The sequence below is a fragment of the Acidobacteriota bacterium genome, from assembly GCA_016195325.1.
Taxonomy (GTDB): Bacteria; Acidobacteriota; Polarisedimenticolia; order JACPZX01; family JACPZX01; genus JACPZX01.
In genome coordinates, this window is sequence record JACPZX010000007.1 from 24,521 (window position 1) to 42,849 (window position 18,329).

10 protein-coding genes and 1 pseudogene are annotated in these 18,329 nt (G+C 69.5%); 6 read left to right on the forward strand and 5 right to left on the reverse strand.

Annotated elements, in window-relative coordinates:
• Positions 1 to 2 precede the first annotated feature (2 nt).
• Positions 3 to 1,208: an ATP-binding protein gene (locus tag HY049_01150; protein ID MBI3447516.1), complete on the reverse strand. Its 1,206-nt coding sequence runs from the start codon at positions 1,206 to 1,208 to the stop codon at positions 3 to 5.
• A gap of 87 nt (positions 1,209 to 1,295) precedes the next feature.
• Here HY049_01150 and HY049_01155 point away from each other — a divergent pair, with 87 nt between their 5' ends.
• The 4 genes from HY049_01155 to HY049_01170 all read left to right on the forward strand — a co-directional run bounded on the left by HY049_01155 (position 1,296) and on the right by HY049_01170 (position 8,483).
• Complete coding sequence (locus tag HY049_01155) at positions 1,296 to 4,031, forward strand: serine/threonine-protein kinase (GenBank protein MBI3447517.1); 2,736 nt, start codon at positions 1,296 to 1,298, stop codon at positions 4,029 to 4,031.
• A gap of 145 nt (positions 4,032 to 4,176) precedes the next feature.
• Positions 4,177 to 5,679, forward strand: a complete 1,503-nt coding sequence (locus tag HY049_01160) for a phosphatase PAP2 family protein (protein MBI3447518.1) — start codon at positions 4,177 to 4,179, stop codon at positions 5,677 to 5,679.
• Positions 5,680 to 5,745: 66 nt separating this feature from the next.
• Positions 5,746 to 7,572, forward strand: coding sequence for a glutamine-hydrolyzing GMP synthase (guaA, locus tag HY049_01165; GenBank protein ID MBI3447519.1), 1,827 nt, complete (start codon positions 5,746 to 5,748; stop codon positions 7,570 to 7,572).
• A gap of 14 nt (positions 7,573 to 7,586) precedes the next feature.
• Positions 7,587 to 8,483, forward strand: coding sequence for a DUF2974 domain-containing protein (locus HY049_01170; protein MBI3447520.1), 897 nt, complete (start codon positions 7,587 to 7,589; stop codon positions 8,481 to 8,483).
• Between the two features lie 80 nt (positions 8,484 to 8,563).
• Here HY049_01170 and HY049_01175 read toward each other — a convergent pair whose 3' ends face one another.
• The 3 genes and pseudogenes from HY049_01175 to HY049_01185 all read right to left on the reverse strand — a co-directional run bounded on the left by HY049_01175 (position 8,564) and on the right by HY049_01185 (position 12,703).
• Positions 8,564 to 11,206 (reverse strand): hypothetical protein, encoded by a 2,643-nt coding sequence (locus HY049_01175; protein MBI3447521.1) that lies wholly within the window; start codon positions 11,204 to 11,206, stop codon positions 8,564 to 8,566.
• 129 nt (positions 11,207 to 11,335) lie between these two features.
• Positions 11,336 to 12,304, reverse strand: a complete 969-nt coding sequence (locus HY049_01180) for a hypothetical protein (protein MBI3447522.1) — start codon at positions 12,302 to 12,304, stop codon at positions 11,336 to 11,338.
• A pseudogene (locus tag HY049_01185) lies at positions 12,284 to 12,703 on the reverse strand (IPT/TIG domain-containing protein). Before HY049_01185 ends, HY049_01180 begins: the two are co-directional and overlap by 21 nt.
• Positions 12,704 to 12,888: 185 nt before the next feature.
• On the opposite strand from HY049_01185, the gene HY049_01190 reads away from it, so the two are divergent.
• Together HY049_01190 and HY049_01195 are read left to right on the forward strand one after the other, a co-directional pair.
• Positions 12,889 to 13,953: an SGNH/GDSL hydrolase family protein gene (locus HY049_01190; protein ID MBI3447523.1), complete on the forward strand. Its 1,065-nt coding sequence runs from the start codon at positions 12,889 to 12,891 to the stop codon at positions 13,951 to 13,953.
• Positions 13,954 to 13,998: 45 nt separating this feature from the next.
• On the forward strand, positions 13,999 to 16,527 hold the full coding sequence (locus HY049_01195; GenBank protein MBI3447524.1) for a hypothetical protein: 2,529 nt from the start codon (positions 13,999 to 14,001) through the stop codon (positions 16,525 to 16,527).
• Here HY049_01195 and HY049_01200 read toward each other — a convergent pair whose 3' ends face one another.
• Positions 16,528 to 17,589, reverse strand: a complete 1,062-nt coding sequence (locus HY049_01200; protein MBI3447525.1) for a thrombospondin type 3 repeat-containing protein — start codon at positions 17,587 to 17,589, stop codon at positions 16,528 to 16,530.
• Positions 17,590 to 18,329 lie beyond the last annotated feature (740 nt).

An 18,329-nucleotide genomic window follows, 5' to 3' on the forward strand; every position in this document is an offset into this window, starting at 1 on the left:
CCCTAGGAACGATGGCGACGCGGCGTCTTCCCGGATGACCTCGAGCCGCGCGTGAATGCCTTCGAGAGCTTCGAGCGCAGGTCGCGGATTCCAATCACTTCGGCCCAGTCGTCGACGGGGTAGGAATCCGGTCCGGGGGACACGATGAAGGCCCGATCGAGCTTCAGATCCTGTCTCGCCGTCCTCAGCGACTTTGTGACCGACGGGGCGTCCGCGTACTTGAACTCGATGCCGAGACGCCTGCCTCCCGGGAACACGAGGAGATCCAGCCCCGCCCCGGACTGCGCCGACCAGAAGTATGCGTCGCGATCGCCGATGACCTTCAGGGCTTCCTCCAGCGCGAACCCCTCCCATGACGCCCCGAGCTTGGGGTGGGCCTCGAGCGCCGGAAACGACGGGATGCCCAGGAGCGAGTGCAGTAGGCCGCTGTCTCGCAGGTAGACTTTCGGAGACTTCACCTGACGCTTCCCGAGGTTCTCGAACCACGGTGGAAGCTGTCGCATGACAAGAGCCCCAGTCAGGATGTCCAAGTGGCGCCTCACGGTCGTGTGCGCCTCGCCGAGAGATCGACCGATCTCGGAAGCGTTCCAGATCTGCCCGTGGTAGTGCGCTGCCATGCTCCAGAAGCGGTGCAGCGCGGCCGGCGCCACCTGCACGCCGAACCGCCGCAGGTCCCGCTCGAGAAAGGTCTGGATGAAGTCGTCGCGCCACTGCCGGCTCTGGTCGTCCGACCGAGCGAGGAACGAGCGAGGGAAGCCGCCGCGCCACCACAGTCGTCGCAACGCGCCGGCCCCCGTCTCGTCGAGATCGAACCCCCCCATGTGGACATGAGCCACCCTCCCGGCCAGGGACTCCGTGACACCGCGCACGAGATCGGGCGACGCGCTACCGAGAACCAGGAATCGCGCGGGGAGCGGTTGTCGATCCGCCAGGACGCGCAGGATCGGGAAGAGCTCTGGCTGGAGCTGCGCTTCGTCCAGGATCACGAAGCCGCGCAGCGGCTCGAGGGCGGTCATCGGCTGGGCGAGGCGGTCTCGATCCCTGGGGTTCTCGAGATCGAAGAACTCCGAGGCTCGGCGCCGTGCGAGCTGAAGGGCCAGGGTCGTCTTCCCGCACTGCCTCGGGCCGAGGATCATCACGACAGGGTTCGCGCGGAACAGTCGCTCGATTCGATCGAGGAGGGCGGATCGCGCGAGCCGCTTGATCATGGATGCATTTTGAGCGACCGTCGCTCAAAATGCAAACCGTTCGACCGCCGTCCCCCGCTCGGCGATTCGCTGGTATCCTCCGCGGCGATGGATGTGAAGCCCGGCACCCGTCTCGGTCTCTACGAGGTCGTCGCGCCCCTCGGCGCGGGCGGCATGGGCGAGGTGTACCGCGCGACCGACGCTCGTCTCGGCCGGGAGGTCGCCCTCAAGATGCTCCCCGAGGCCTTTTCCGCCGAGCCCGAGAGGCTGGCGCGCCTTGAGCGGGAGGCGAGGCTCCTCGCCTCGTTGAACCACCCGGGCATCGCGCACCTCTACGGTTTCGAGACCGCGACCCTCGACGACGGGCGGAGCGTCCACTTCCTCGTCATGGAGCTGGCGGCGGGGGAGGATCTCCTCGAGCGCCTCAAGCGCGGGGCGATCCCGGTCCACGACGCGCTCGAGATCGCGAAGCAGATCGCGGAAGGCCTCGAGGCGGCGCACGAGAACGGGATCGTCCACCGCGATCTCAAGCCCGCCAACATCAGGGTGACGCCGGACGGGAAGGTGAAGGTCCTCGACTTCGGCCTCGCGAAAGCGTACGCGAGCGACCCGGGGGGCGGCCGCGGAGGCTCGGGCGATCTGTCGCAGTCCCCGACGCTCGCGCTCGCCGGGACGATGGCCGGCGTGATCCTCGGGACGGCGGCGTACATGTCCCCCGAGCAGGCGCGCGGGAAAGCGGTCGACAAGCGGGCGGACATCTGGGCCTTCGGCGTGGTCCTCATCGAGATGCTGACGGGGAAACGACTCTTCTCGGGGGAGACGGTCAGCGACACCCTCGCCGCCGTCCTCACACGCGATCCCGATTTCGGCGCGCTCCCCGCCGCGACGCCGCCGGCGATCCGGCGCCTCCTGCGACGCTGCCTTCAGCGGAACCCGAACGATCGCCTCCACGACATCGCCGACGCGCGGATCGTTCTCGACGACGCACTCCGCGGCGCGCCGGACGAGGCGATCGTCGCGGGCGCGCCCGGCCGGCTCCCGCGGACCGCATGGATGATCGCCGCCGGCCTCGCCGTCGCCCTCGGCATCGGGGCCGCCGCGGGGTGGATGCTCAGGCGGCCCGCGACGTCCGATGCCGCGCCCGGCGCGCGGTGGACGCTCGCGATCCCCGACGGCCTGACGCTGTCGACCACCGAGTCCCCTCAGATCGCGATGTCCGAGGACGGGAGGATCCAGGTCGCCGTCGTGATCGGCCCGGACTCCATCCCGCGACTCCTCATTCGCGATCGCGACGAGTTCGAGCCCAGAGTCCTCGCGGAGTCGGAGCACGCGTCCTGTCCCTTCCTGTCTCCCGACGGCGAGTGGATCGCTTTCACGCGCGACGCCGCTCTGTTCAAGATCTCCACCGGGGGAGGGCCGCCGGTCCGGCTGACGAAGACTTCGGGGCAGTTCCGCGGCGGCACGTGGAGCCGCGACGGCTTCATCTATCTCGCCCGGGACTCGAACACGGCGCTCGTGCGCGTTCCGGCGAGCGGCGGGGACGACGCCCGGGAGGTGACCCGGCTCGATGACGGGCGCGACGAGCGCACGCATCGATGGCCCCACGCCCTCCCCGACGGCAGCGCGGTTCTCTTCACGTGCGACACGCAGGCGTCGAGCGAGTTCTACGACGACGCCCGCATCGAGGCGGTGCGGCCAGCGACCGGGGAGCGCAAGGTGATCCTCGAGGGATCGAGTGAAGCGTGGTACGCCCCGGGCGGCTACCTCCTCTTCGCGCGCGGGGGATCCATCTTCGCCGTGCCGTTTGACCTCCGATCGCTGGAGGTGCGGGGGACCCCGGCTCAAGTGGCGCAGGGGGTCGCGACCGACGTCTCCACCGGGGCGGTGCAGTTTGCCGCAGCGCAGAGCGGGGTCGCGACGTGGATACCGGGGATTGCGGTCCTCTCGTACGGGGTCGTCTGGATCGATCGGAAAGGCACCGAGACGATTGTGCCCCTCCCTCCCGCCCCGTACAGCCAGCTCGCCCTCTCGCCCGACGGCCACCGGCTGGCGCTCGTCGGCGGTCAGGGAGGCGTCTCGGACCTCTGGGTCGCGGATCTCGATCGCGGCGGGATCACACGCCTCACCTTCGGCGAGTTCATCGTCGGCCCGGTCTGGAGCCCGGACGGCTCGCGCGTCGCGTTCGGCCTGCGGCTCCAGAAGCGGAACGACAATGCGTGGCGGATCGAGTGGAAGCCGGCGGACGGAAGCCGCGACGCGGAGGTGCTGTTCGAAGGGTCCCGGATCCATGTTCCGACTTCCTTCTCCCTCGACGGACGGACCCTTCTCTTCGACGCGGTGTCGAAGGACGCCGTGACGAAGGACATCCTTGCGCTCGAGATGGGCGGAACCCACGCTTCCCGCCCGATCGTGGCCGGGCCCTTTCAGAAAAACGCGGGGGTGATCTCGCCCGACGGCCGGTGGCTGGCCTACGTCTCCGACGAGGGGGGACAGCCAAGCGTCTTCGTGCGTCCGTTTCCCGGCGGGGACGGCCGGTGGCAGATCTCGACGCCTCTCGGCGACGAGCCCCGATGGGGCCGGGACAGCCGGGAGCTTTTCTACCGAGCCGACGGGGTGATCTACCGGGTGCCGGTCGAGACCGCCCGGGGCTTCTCGGCCGGCCGGCCCGAGCGGTTCGTGGATCGCGTGGCCAAGGGGATCGTGCCGTACACGTACTCGATCGCCGGCGACGGCACCCGAATACTCACCTTCCGGACCCCGAAGGAGGGCGGGTCGGTGCGCACGATCTACTTCGATGCGGGGTTCGCCGCGCGGATCGGCGCCCTCGCGGGGGAGAGGAAGTAGCGGGCCGGGCCGAATCAAGAAAGCGCTGCCAGGAGGGTCAATCGTTCCGCCCATCCCACGGCCGGACGGCGTGGAACCTGTTGCCGCGGGCGCCCCTTGGGCGTATCGTCAGGGCTCACATCCATCCCGCAGGAGGAGTGTCTTCATGCTGCAGAAGTCCATCCGTGCGATCGAATCGCTCACGCTCGTCGCGGTCCTGCTCGTCCTGTCGGTCGCCGCGGCCGACGCGAAGCCGAAATCGACGACCCTTGCCGGCCACTCCGCCGAAGCGCGCTTCAAGCACTCGCTCCCGCGCCTCAGGTACTGGAATCAGGTGGCTGTCGACGCGAGCGGCATCGATCACATGCCGGGGCAGGCCGGTGAGCAGCTCGGTCCGGGTCGCGCGAGCCGCGCGATGGCCATCGTCCACATCGCGATTTTCGACGCGGTGAACGCGATCGCGGGGGCCTTCGAGCCGTACGGCGATGTCCCGCGGGCGAAGCCGGGTGCCTCGATGGACGCGGCGATTGCAACCGCCGCCCACGACGCCCTGATCGGCGTATTCCCCGCGCAGACGTCGCGGCTCGACGACCTCTACGACGCCGACATGAAGGGAGTGCGCGCGGAAGGGGGTCGCCCGGTCGCCGACGGCCTCGCTGCCGGCCATCGCGCCGCCGCCGAGATTCTCGCGCGCCGCACGGGGGACGGCTCGGAAACCCCGGAGCCGATCATCGGCGTGAGCTGGACGACGAGCAACGACCCGGGCCGGTGGCGCATGGATCCGATCAGCCTGAAGCCGGTCGCGCTCGGCGCGCACTGGGGGGACGTGAAGCCTTTCGTCCTCACCTCGTCCGACCAGTTCCGCGTCCCGCCGCCACCGGCGCTCGACAGCGCGGAGTACACCGCCGCCTACAACGAGGCGAAGGCGATCGGCGGCGACGGCGTCGTGACGCCCACGATCCGCACGCCGGAGCAGACCGTCATCGGGACGTACTGGGCGTACGACGGCACGCCGAGCCTCTGCGCCCCGCCGCGCCTCTACAACCAGATCACGATGAAGATCGCGGAGCAGATGCACACGGACCTCGTCGATCTCGCGCGCCTCCTGGCTCTCGTGAACACGTCGATGGCCGACGCGGGGATCTCGGTGTGGGAGTCGAAGTACTACTACGATTTCTGGCGCCCCGTGACGGGGATCCGTGAGTCGGATCCGGGAACCGGGCCGACCGGGCTCGGTGACGGGAACGCGGACACGATCGGCGATCCGACGTACGTCCCGTTGTGCGCGCCCGCGAGCAACCTCGCGGGACCGAACTTCACCCCGCCGTTCCCCGCGTACCCGTCCGGCCACGCGGGATTCGGCGGCGCGCTCTTCGAGACGCTGCGGAACTTCTACGGCACGGATGCGATCCCCTTCTCGTTCGTCTCGGACGAGTTCAACGGCGTCACGACCGACAACGCGGGAAACGTGAGGCCGATCATCAGCCGCTCGTTCTCCACCCTGTCACAGGCCGAGGACGAGAACGGCCAGAGCCGCATCTACCTCGGCATCCACTGGCGCTTCGACAAGGTGGAGGGGATCCACCAGGGGAACATGGTCGCCGACTACGTGTTCGATCACGCGTTCCTGCCGGTCGCCGCAGGAAGCGCGAAGGCGAAGCACAAGTAGGATCCGCCGGTCTACACTCTCTAACGCACCGGGCGGTGGTTCGCGGCGCCCGGCAGGGAGGGGTGCATGCACCGACGCGGCATCGCGGTCCTCGATTTCGGCGGGCAGTACGCCCATCTGATCGCCACGAAGGTCCGCTCGCGCGGCGTCCACGCCGAGATCCGCGAGCCCGACGATCCCGTCGACACGTTTCGCGGCTACCGGGGGATCATCCTCTCCGGGAGCCCCTCCCTCAGCGCGCACGACGAGGACTCGGGGTGGAGCCGCGGCGTCCTCGATCTCGGCATCCCCATCCTCGGATTCTGCTTCGGCCACCAGGAGATCGCGAAGCACGGCGGCGGATCGGTCGAGCATACGCGACGCGAGTACGGCGCGGCGACGCTCCACGTCACGCAAGGCTCGCCTCTCTTCGACGGTCTGAAGCGCGAGGAGGTCGTCTGGATGAGCCACGGCGACACCGTGACCCGCCTCGCGGGAGGGTTCGAGGAGATCGGCTATTCGACCGGCGGCGCGGCTCGGTCGCACGATCACCGGAACGCGGCGATCGCGAACGAGGCCCTGAGGCAGTACGGCCTCCAGTTCCACCCGGAGGTCGACGACACCCCCTGCGGCGCCCGGATCCTCGAAAACTTCGCGGTGACGATCTGCGGGGCCGCGCGCGACTGGGCGGTGGGGGACCAGGTGAAAGAGCGCGCCGCCGCGCTCCGCCGCGAGGTGGGAGATCGCGCCGTCCTCCTCCTGGCGTCGGGGGGCGTCGACTCGACGGTCTGCGCGAAGCTCTTCGAGCGGGCGATCAGCGCGTCGAAGCTCAGGCTCCTCCACATCGACAACGGCCTCATGAGGAAGGACGAGAGCGCGGGAGTCGTCGCGGCCCTGAAGTCCCTGGGGCTGGGCCCGTCCCTGACGCACGTCGACGCGTCGGCCGAGTTCCTCGGCGCGATCGAGGGGCTCGACGACCCGGAGAAGAAGAGGAAGGCGATCGGGGACACCTTCGTGAAGGTCTTCGAGCGCGAGGCGGGAAAACTGGGCCTCGGCGATGTCCTCCTCGGGCAGGGGACGATCTACCCCGACACGATCGAGACGGGGGGCACGAAGCGCGCCGACGTGATCAAGACGCACCACAACCGCGTGCCGATCATCCAGGAGATGATGCGGGCCGGGAAGGTGGTCGAGCCCCTCAAGGATCTCTACAAGGTCGAGGTGAGGGAGCTGGGACGGGCGCTCGGCCTCGATCCGGCGAGCGTCGATCGCCACCCGTTCCCGGGCCCGGGTCTCGGCATCCGCGTCGCGGCCGCGCGCGAGGTCCCCGGCGATTACGACGAGCCCGGATTGCGGAAGGGGATCGACGAGGTCCTTCGCGGCACCGGCCTCTCGGGCCTTCCGCTCCCCGTGCGGTCGGTCGGCGTGAAGGCCGACCTCCGGAGCTACGAGCACCCCGTGATGCTGACGGGACCCTTCCCCGGATGGGATCGGCTCACGGCCGTCGCGACGAGCCTCGCGAAGACGGTCCACGGCCTCAACCGGTGCCTCTTCGAGCTCTCCGGGCGCGCGCCGAAGACGGCCCGCCTCGTCCCGGCGACCGTCACGCGCCGCCGCCTCGATCTCCTGCGCGAGATCGACGCGATCGTGATGGGCGCCCTCGAGCGGCACGACCTCATGCGCGAGGTCTGGCAGTGCCCGACGGTCCTCGTTCCCGTCTCGCTCGACGGGCGCGGCCAGGAGCTGGTGGTAATTCGCCCCGTCCACTCCGAGCGGGCGATGACGGCGCGCCCCGCCTGGGTCGGCGAGGCCTGCGCCGCCGAGATCACGAAGGCGATCCTCGCGTTCGAGCCCGTGGGCGCGGTGGCGATCGACGCGACGACGAAGCCCCCCGCAACGATCGAGTGGGAGTGATCGGGCGACGGGCGGTGAGCCGATGGGCGGCGGCACTCCTGTTGCTGGCCTCGGCGGCACCGGCGTCTGCGCGAGGCGGCGATTCCTGCAAGTGGGTCGAGTCCGAATCCGGCGACTTCTGGTGCAACGAGCGGTACCTGTATCCGGATCCGAACGCGGACACGGATGCCCTGAGGCGGCTGGAGGTCGCGAGGCGAGGCTATCTCTACGCCCTCGCGGCCGCCCTCGTCATGCAGAAGCCCGAGGAGGTCTGCCACCGGTTCGCCGCGCCGGCGCGCCTCGTCGAGGTTCGACCCCGCCCGGACTCGGCGCTCTCCGGGTTCGAGGCGACGACGTTCGAGGTGCGATCGAGAGTCGATCCGAACGACGTCGAGGAGGTCGTCGTCGCCTTCGCGGGAACCGACGAGCTTCGAGACTGGGCGGCGGATCTGGGGATGTCCGACCGGCAGTACGACGAGGCCTCCAGCTACACGTCGGCCGTGGCGAAAGCCCACCCCGGCAAGCGCCTCGTCGTGACGGGGTACTCCCTCGGAGGCGCGCTCGCCCTGCACGTCCTGAACGACGAGAGGACGTCGCCACTCATCGCCGAGTGCTGGGCGCTGAACCCGAGCCCTCTGACCCACGCCGCCGTTCGTTTCGATTCGAGGATCTGGCTGGCGTCGTCACAGCGGGACATCCTGAAGTTCGTCCGGCTCAACCACCTGGGGGCGCCTGAGGCCCAGAGCGCCACGGGGTACGACCTCGTGCCCACCCGTCACCTCGACGCCCACCTCCACTGGGTGCTCCTCCGGAACATCCTCTGGGAAGCCGATCTCGCGCTCCAGGATCCGGGCGATCGGACGAGGAGCACCGAGCCGCTGGAGATACTGAACAAGTCGACCTTCGCGGCGTGCCGCAGGACGGGCAAATGAGCGCGCCGCGGGACCGGCGAGGGGGACGCCGTTCACGCGCGACATGCGCCGCGCGTCAGGTTCGAGCCGTCAGCCCGCGTCTACGGGCAGGGAGCCGCGTTCGGTCGTGCGACGCCGTGGCTGTCGGTGCCGATCGACCCCTCGCCGAAGGACGTCTTCGCCGTGACCAGGAAGTAGTACGACCCGGTGTCCTCGGGAAGCGCGGCCGAGGCGGCCGGGAGCCCCGAGGCGAAGCACGCGTGGTCGAAGACGCCGCCGTGGAGCGACGCGAGCGTCCCCCGATACACGTTGAAGGTCGCTCCGGTGACGTCCTGCCACGCGAAGCTCAGCGTGCCGGTTGAGCGCGACACCGTCACCCCCGACCCCCCGAGGAACCCCGACGCGACTTCGGGGGTGCCGACGGTGAGGCTCGCGGGGATCACGCGGAGCGTCTCGTCGATCGGGTTCTCGTCCTTCGCGCCAAGGCCGGCATCGGGATCGTTGACGAGCGCCGTCGCGGAGGCGTCGAACCCGAGGGGGATCGACCCGGTGGCGGCGGGGAGAAGCGTGAACGTCGCGACGGCGACGAGATCTCCAGGCGGCGGCCCGTTCAGCCGGAACGGGACGTCGCCGCCGAAGGAGACTGCGTACGTCTTGCGGCCCGTGATGAGATCGGGAAGGGGATCGCTCTCGCTCAGCACCGGCAGCGCCGCCGTGATGCCGGCGCGCCTCACCCTCACGTCCGTCACCTGCGCGGCGTTGAAGGTCAGTCCAAGGTCGAGCCCGCGCGCCCGGTTCCCGGCGACGGGGTCGTTGACGTTGAGCGCGCTCGCGGACTGATCGCGCACGAAGATCGGCAGCTCGATCCCGGAGGGGAGCCCCGTCGCCGGCTGGAACACGACGTCGTCCCTGTCGGTCCCGTACGCGAGCATGTAGGCGACGAGATCGTTCCGCTCCGGATTGGTGAGCGTCGTGGTGACGCCGTGCTGGTCGGCCGGGTTCCTCGGTCCGATGACCGCCTGGAGCGTCGGGGCGGTGCCGTCGTGAAGGAACGGCGCGCTGTCCCAGAGGCCGCGCATCGTCGGCGTGTCGAATCCGTTCTGGCCCCTCACGTCGCCGGGGGCGAGCGTCCCGACGTCGTGCACCACGAGCGTCTGGCGGTTGCTGTCTGAGCCGGCCGCGCCGACGTGGCACGACGCGCAGCGCCGCGCGGGGCTCTCGAAGAGGGCCTTCCCGCGCTGGGCCGCCGGCGAGAGCCCGCCGCCGGGCGCCGACGTCGGGTTGCTCTTCGGCAGCCGCTGCATCGAGTCCATGAACGCCGCGAAGTCGTCGAGGTCGGGCGAGAGGCCGGCGTTCGGCGCCCCGAAGGCGTCGTTCGGCGTCCCGGGGATGAGGCCGGCGCCGAAGTTGACCTTGCGGATGCTCCCCTCGAGGTCCTGGAGCTCGTTCATGTTCGCCGTCCAGTGCACCGCGCCGGTGTCCTGGATGCCGTGGATGTCGGTCGTGTTCCTGATCCCCTCGCCGTTGGGGGTGAAGTCCCAGTCGCGCGCGTCGTGGACGCCGTCGGGGTGGCACGAGATGCACGCGACGAAGTTGCTCGTGGACATCCGCCCGCGCGACGTGAAGAAGAGCTTCTTCCCGTTGAGGAGGTTCGCCGAGAGGACCTCAGAGGCGACGTGCACCGTGCGCACGACGGCCGCCGCCGCCGGCGGCGTGAGCGATACGACGTTGACGTCACGCGAGAGGTAGTTCGAAACGTAGGCGCGCGAGCCGTCCGGCGTGATGGCGACCCCCTGGGGCGCGTCGCCGACGAGGACGGTGCGGACTTCCGTGCGCGGTCCGGCGTTCAGGATCGTGACGTCGTTGCTGGCCATGTTCGCGACGACGGCCACGAGCCCGTTCGGCGTGAAGTCGGCGCCGACCGGCTGGCTGACGGCGGGGGAGGCGACGATGACGTTCAGGTCGGTGCGCGTTCCCGGGATCTCGAGGTTGGTCGCAAGGTCCACGAGCGCGATGGCTGGATGCACCGTGGTGTTGAACGCGAGCGCCGGGTTCCCGGTCTGCGACTGGACCATGGGCAGCCAGAGGAGGGTCGTGCCGGGGCGGAAGACCGCGGTTTGCATGATGTTGGGAACGCCGGGGGGAGCTGCGAGCGTCGGGAGGTTTACCACCGCGCGCGTCGCAAGCGTCGCTGCGTCGAGGAGGAGCACCGTCCCGTTCAGCCCCGGCGTCTGGGTCAGGAACCGCGTGACGGCGACGACGGTCGAGTCGGCGGAGACAGCCACGGCGCGCGGGCGATCCCCCGCGCCGACGGTCGCGACGACGGAAAGCGTCGCGGGGTCGATGACGGAGAGGGTGTCCGAGGATTGGTTCGCCACCCAGATGCGCTCCCCGTTCGGCGAGACGGCGATGCCGGAAGGCTCGCGCCCCACCGGGATGCGCGTCAGGAGGAGGAGCGATGCCGCGTCGACGACGTCCACCGAGTTCTCGGCCGCGCAGGCGACGTAGACGCGCGTGCCGTCGGGGTGGATCGCGAGGCTTCGGGGCATGCGGCCGACCGGTATCTCCGCGAGGAGCGTGTCGGTCGCGGCGTCGATCGCCGAGACGGTGTCGGCGTCGGGGTTCACGACCCAGACCCGCGTCCCCGCGGCGTTGACGGCGATGGCGGAGCTTCGGGCCTGGACGGCCCAGAGCGAGGACAGCGCGGTGAGCAAAACGACGAACGACGTCGTGAGGTATCTCATCTTTCCCCAGTAGAAGATGGCGCCTCCAAGCGGCGGCCGGACGGTCTGATTTCGGTCGCAACTATACGACGTTGGCCACCTCGGGGCACGCCTATATATATGTAGGGGCCGCAGGGGGAAGGGGTGGATTTACCCCGGCTCCTGGAATCCGTAGGCGACCACGACGCGCTCCTTGATCTTCTCCGGCTGGCCGAATCCGGTGAAGTTCTCGTAGCGGATCGGAAAGCACTCGAAGTAATTGGTTCTCCCGATCTCGACGCCGGGCGAAGACTCGCGGATGACGCTCATCGCCCGCCGCCCCGCGCCCGAGGTGCCGAGCGTCGCGATCTCGCGGACCCAGTCGAGGACGCCGCCTCCCTCGACGAAGTCGTACGTCAGCGTGAGGGTGCGGTTCACGGGATCGTCCACCACGACGGGATAGGGCCCGGTCTGAATCCCCGCGATCTCGACGCGGGTGTCGGTCAGCAGGTTGTTCGACGACGCGGTGCGGTTGGCGGGAGGGCCCTCCTCGATCTGGACCCGGTTGTCGGGAAGGTGCGTCTGGTGCATCACGTACCGCTTCCCGCCTCCCGCGGCCGGCTCGATGGTCGCCAAGCCGAAGTCGCGGAAATTCCAGCGGAAGATCTCGTTCAGCGCGATGTCGCGGACGATCAGGCTGAAGTCCACTCGGAGGCCCTGGTTGACGAAGTTGTCGTGGACACCCTGGAGGGTGTTCGCCTGCGGCCCGGAGTACTCGAAGACGAAGTCCCCCTCCATGTTCGGCCCCGAGGAGTCGAGCGGTCTCCCGAACCCGTCGAACCCCGAAATCCTCTCGATGTCGAGCGACGGCCCCATCGTGACGAGGACGGTGTCGTCGAACGTGTCGATCACAAGGCGCGCGGAGTTGTCAACGACGCTCGGGAAGGGCTGGCAGGTTCCGGTCTTGCACGTCTCGCCGATCGCGCAGGCGTTGTCGCACGCGCCGCAGTTCGCCGGGTCGGTGTGGCTGTCGACGCACAGGCCCCCGCAAGACATCTGGCCGGCCGGACATCCTCCCTGCGTGCAGACGAGATCCCCGGCCGCGTCGAAGCCGATGACCGCGCGGCCGTTCGGGCACATCTCGCCCGCGAGCCCCGAGGATCCGGCAGGACCGATTGGTCCGCTCGGCCCCGAAGGTCCGGTCGCCCCCACCGGTCCCGGGGGACCTGACGGCCCCGGCGGTCCGACCGCTCCGATCGTCACCTCGATGGAGTCGGTCTGCGTGGCGCCGTGGCCGCGGGTGACGGTGAGCGTGAAAGTGCCGGATCCGATCCCCGCGGGAAGCGCAGCCTCGATCAGCGTGGCATCCCAGTGAAGAATCGGCTGAAGATCCCGACTTCCGAGAGTCACCTGTCCCGTCCGGTCGCCGAACTTCTGTCCGCGGATGACGATTGTGGCGGGCACGCCGCCGGCGATCGTGATCTCGGTGCTCGTGATGACGAGCTGGGGCGGAGGGTTCTTCCCGCCGGGGGCCGCCATCACCGTCGCGACGCCGGCGGCGAGCGCGAGAAGGACGAGCGGAGCGAAGGCTCTTCTGTTCGTCATCGACACGGGGGGTCTCCTTTGATGGTCGCCGGGCCGGGCGCTCGGAACCTTATACCGCGAAGTGGGCCGCGGGGCTACCCTCGTTCCTCGATCCGGACGTGAGTCGACGGAGGGCGCGCATGAGTGAAGCCTGCAAGAGATTCCTCCTGGCCGCGGGGGCGGTCCTCGTCGCCGCTCTCGTGGCCGATATCGGCCTCCGTGTCTTCGATGTCGCGCGGGGGCGGACCGTCAACGCGCGCGCCTACTGGTACTGGCTCTACGAGCAGGATCCGTACCTCGGCTGGCGCGGCGTCCCGCGCGCGCACGCCGTCACCGACCTCGACGACATCCGCCACGACGATGCGGGATTCCGCGACGCGCGCGACGTCGCGGAGCTGGTGCATCGGGGAGACGGGAAGCAGCTCGTGGTCTGCGTCGGCGAGTCGAGCACCTACGGCATCTCCGCCGGGTCGAACGACGCGACGTACCCGGCCGCCCTCGAACGCGAGCTTCGATCCGCGGCGGGCGACGACGGGTGGATCGTCCTTAACGCCGGGATGCCGGGGTACACAAGCCACGAGGTCCTCACGCTCATCGACCTCCAGCTCCTCAAGCTGCACCCGGACATCATCGTCGAGATGAACCTCGCGAACGATCACGACTTTATGGCCCTCTACCTCGACGAGGCGACGGATTATGACCACCTCCCCGTGAGACTCGCCCCTCTGTCGCGCTCCGCGACCCGCGATCTCCTCATGCGGTCTTCGCTCGTCGCCTTCATCGCATCGCGGCTCCGATTCGCGCTCGGCGACGATCTCGGCGGCCTCCATGTCGGCGCGCCGCACGACGGCCCGACTTCCCGCGGCCTCAAGCTCTACCGCGACAACCTCGCGATGACGGCGCTCCTCGCGAGGAGATCGGGCGTACGCCTCATGCTCGTGGATCAGCCCATCGAATACTCAAGCCTGCCGGCTCCGGCCGTCGCGAGCCTCGAGACGGTTCGCGGGGCGCTCCGGAATGCCGCGCAGGAGGAAGGGGTCCCGCTCCTCGAGGCACACGCCGGCTTCGACTGGAGAGGGCTCAGCGTCCATCAGCTCGTGCACCTCGGCCGGCCCGGCTACGAGCGTCTGGCGAAGCGCCTCGCGCCGCAGATCCTGGCTGCGGCCGGCATTCCGGATCTCCACGCCCGGGACGCCGGACGGTAAACTCCCTCCCGCTCGACCCGCCACATCCCACCACCGGAGGCCGTCATGATCCGAACGCCGTCCCCGCGAACCGCCGCCTCGATCGCCCTCGCCCTCGTCGCGCCGATCGCCCTTCTGCTGGCACCGTCGCCCGCCCGCGCCGCGGCGATCCCCACCCCGAGCGAGTTCCTCAAGCTCGACATCGGGGCCGACAGGGTCCTCGCCGACTACCGGCAGATCCGCTCGTACTTCGCGGAGCTGGATCGCCTGTCGGAGCGCGTGAAGGTGCTGGAGCTGGGGAAGACGACGCTCGGCGAGCCGATGATCATGGCGGTGATCACGAGCGAGGCGAACATGGCGAACCTCGAAAAGCTCAAGGAGAGCGCGCGGAAGCTCGCCGATCCGAGAGGCCTCACCGACGCGCAGGTGGACGCCCTCGTCCGCGAGGGGAAGACGATGCTCCTCATCACCTGCAACATTCACTCGACCGAGATCGGATCGACGCAGATGGCGATGGAGTGGGCGCACGCCCTCGCCACGGGAGACGACGCCGAGACGAAGCGGCGTCTCTCCGAGGTCGTCCTCCTCCTCGTGCCGTCGCTGAACCCCGACGGCCAGATCATGGAGACCGAGTGGTACCGGAAGTACCTCGGCACGAAGTACGAGGGGGGCCGGATGCCGTGGCTCTACCATCACTACACGGGCCACGACGACAACCGCGACTGGTTCATGCTGACGCAGGCCGAGACGAAGGCGATGTCGCGCGCCGTCTACCACGAATGGTTCCCGCAGGTCTGGCTCGACGAGCACCAGATGGGATCGACGGGGCCGCGCATCTTCGTCCCCCCGTACTCAGAGCCGGTGTCCGACGCGATCCATCCGCTGATCTGGCGCGAGGTGAACCTCTTCGGCGCCCTGATGGCGTGGCGGCTCGAGCAGAAGAACAAGAGCGGCGTGATCTACGGCTACGCCTTCGACGCCTACTGGCCCGGCGGCACGAAGAACACCGCGTGGTTCAAGAACGTCTCGGGGCTCCTGACCGAGGTGGCCTCCGCGCGCCTCGCGTCGCCGATGTTCGTGGAGCCGAACGAGCTGGCCGGCGGTAGGAAGGGGCTCGTCGACTACGAGGTCCAGACGAACTTCCCGAACCCGTGGAAGGGAGGGTGGTGGCGCCTCCGCGACATCATGGACTACGAGCGCATCGCCTCCGACGCCCTCCTCGAGGCGAGCGCCAACCGCCGCGCCGACATCCTGAAGGACATGGCGGCGCGCGCCCGCGCGGTGATCGCCGCGGCCGGCCCCGGCGAGGCGATCCGCATCCCGAAGGAGCAGCGCGACGGGGCGACCGCTCTGAAGCTCGGCGCGCTGATGGACGAGCACGGCGTCGAGGTCTTCTCGGCGGAGGGGGGCGATCTGTACGTCCCGCTCGCGCAGCCCTACGGCGGCTTCGCGCGGGAGATGCTCGGGACGCAGCGGTACCCGGAGGTGAAGCTCGTCCCGGGGCAGGACATCGTGCGGCCGTACGACGTCGCCGCCTGGTCTCTCCCGCTGATGATGGGCGTGACCGTCGAGAAGAGCGTGATGCCCGCGAAGGTGTCGCGCTGGACGCCGAGCGGTTCCGCGGCGCCGACCGCGGGCGCCGCCTCGCTCGCGGCGGGCGGGGCCGAGAACGCGAAGGCGGTGAACGCCGCGCTCCGGAGCGGCGGGAGCGTGACGTACCAGACGGGGATATTCTATTTCGACGAGCGCGCGGCGAGGGCCGCCTCTGGGGCCGCGAGCCCGGGGGTGAAGATGACGGCGGGGGCGGTCGCGGCGTCGGGGCTCACGAAGCTCCCGGCGCCGCGCGTCGGCCTCTACAAGCCCTGGGCGGCGTCGATGGACGAAGGGTGGACGCGGTGGCTGCTGGAGCAGTACGGCTTCGCCCCCGTCTCCCTCGACAACGCGGCGATCGTCAAGGGGAATCTGCGGCAGAGCTTCGACGCCATCCTCCTCCCCGACATGCCCAAAGAGACGATCGCGACCGGGAAGCCGAAGCGAGAGGAAGGGGAGATGGCGTACTTCGTTGAGCTGCCTCCCGAGTACAACGGCGGGCTCGGCGCCGACGGCGCGAAGGCGCTCGTCACGTTCGTGCAGGACGGAGGGACGCTCGTCGCCTTCTCGGCCGCGAGCGACTACGTCATCGATCAGTTCAACGTCCCGGTGTCGAACACCCTGTCGAAGGCGAAGCCGTCCGAGTTCAGTTGCCCGGGATCGATCCTGCGCGCGCGCGTCATGACCGATCACCCGGTGACGCGCGGCCTTCCGGAGGAGATCGGCCTCTTCGTCGACAAGCCGATGGTGTTCGAGACGGCGCCGCCGGCCGGGGACGTGGGGCGCCGCGTCCTCGCGACGTACCCTGACGATCCGCGCGACGTGCTCATGTCGGGGTGGATCTCGGGGGCCGACAGGCTGACGCGCCGCGCGGCGGCGGTCGCGCTGACCTACGGCAAGGGAAAGATCGTGCTCCTCGGCTTCCGCCCTCAGCACCGCGCCGAGACGAACGGGACGTTCCCGTTCGTCTTCAACTCGATCTGGTGGTCGGTCCTCCCCGAGTAGCTACGGCGTGACGTGCACCTGCACGACGTCGCTGAACGTCGTCCTGTGCGGGTCCTTCGAGGAGACGTTCAGGTCCTTCCCCGTGACGCGGATGAAGAGGACCGGCGAGCCCGCGTTCGCGGCGATCGCGAGCGAGCACGCCTTGCGGAGCTTCTTCGTCGGCGGGGTGTACGTCGGCGTCTTGAGAGGGGTGCTCCCGCTCGAGACGACCGTCCCCTTCGTGAACCCGGCGGTGGTCGAGACCTCGACCTTGAAGCGGTCGTAGAATCCCGGCGACCACGTCAGCGTCGGCCTCACGTTCACGGGATCGGCGCACGCGACCGTCGCGCCGGTGAGAGGAGCCGTGATCATGATGTCGCAGGCGTCGCCGCGGCCGTCGGCGTCGGCGTCGTCCTGGCCGGGGTTGGCGAGGCCGGGGCAGTTGTCCACGTTGTCGCAGACGCCGTCGCCGTCGGCGTCACCCGCCGTGCAGCCGCCGCCCGTCCCGCCGAAGCGCTGCGCGAAGACGCCGGTGCCGTCCCCGTCCTGCGCGTAGCTCGTCCACGAGACGATGAACTGCCCGGCGTCGGCCCCGCCGATCGACGGAGTCCCCTGGCCGTTGGCGGTCGTCGTGTTGACCAGGAACTCCGAGCCCATCGGCGCGCCCGCCGTGTCGATCTGCTGCGCGAAGACGCCGCCGTTGGATCTGTCCTGGTCGTAGCTGGTCCACGCGACGACGAAGGAGTTGCCGCCGACGAGCGCGACCTTCGACCCGGTCTGGATTCCCGGAGTGTACGTGTTGATCTGGAACTCGTTTCCGAGTGCGTCGCCGTTGCCGTCGAAGAACCGGCCGAAGACGCCGCTGTAGTCCCCATCGCCGGAGTCCCAGGTGACGACGAAGTTGCCGAGGATGTCCGACGCGATCGCGGGGTCGGCCTGGCCACCCGTGGTGAACTGGTTGACCTGCACGTCGCCGCTCGTCCCGGTGCCCGTCGAGTCGAAGGTTCGCCCGAAGACACCCGGACCGTCGCCGTCCTGTCCGAAGCTGTTCCAGACGACCATGAAGGCGCCGGCCGGCTCCATGGCCACGGCCGCCACGGACGGGTAGCCCTGGGTGTAGGTGTTCACGAGGAACTCGGCGCCGTTCGCCGCGCCGGTCGACGTGAAGCGCCGCGCGAAGATCCCCTGGCTGTAGTACCCGGCGAAGGTCTGCCAGGAGACGACGAAGTTCCCGTTCAAATCGGCCGAGACTTCGGGGTACTCCTGGCTGTCGGTCGTGGCGCCGTTCACCTGGAACTCGCCGGCCAGTGGCGCGCCGGTCGAGTCGAAGCGCCGGCCGAAGACGCCGCGCGAGTCTCCATCCTGCCCGTCGCTGTGCCAGACGACGATGAAGTTGCCGAATCCGTCCATCGCGACGGCTGGAGCCGCCTGGTCTCCCGTCGTGTAGGTGTTGACGGCGAACTCGCCCGTCTGCGGCGCCCCCGCGCTGTCGAAGAGGCGTCCCCGGATTCCCCCACCGGATCCGTCCTGGGCGTAGGCCTGCCACACCACGACGAAGTTCCCGTTTCCGTCCACCGCCGTCGACGCGGAGAACTGGGAGCCGGTGGTGTACGTGTTGACCTGGAACTCGGAGCCGCTTGGCGAGGCGGCGCGGAGCGGCCTCGAAGCGACGGCGAGGACCACGGCGATCACGACGGCGAGGGCTGCAACGGGGCGATGGCGGCTCATTCTCTTCTCACTCTCCTCACGTCGGGCGGGGCCCGATCGGCGGGACGAGGCTCAAGGGAGGTCCATTGTACGACGTGCCGGGAACCGCGGCATCA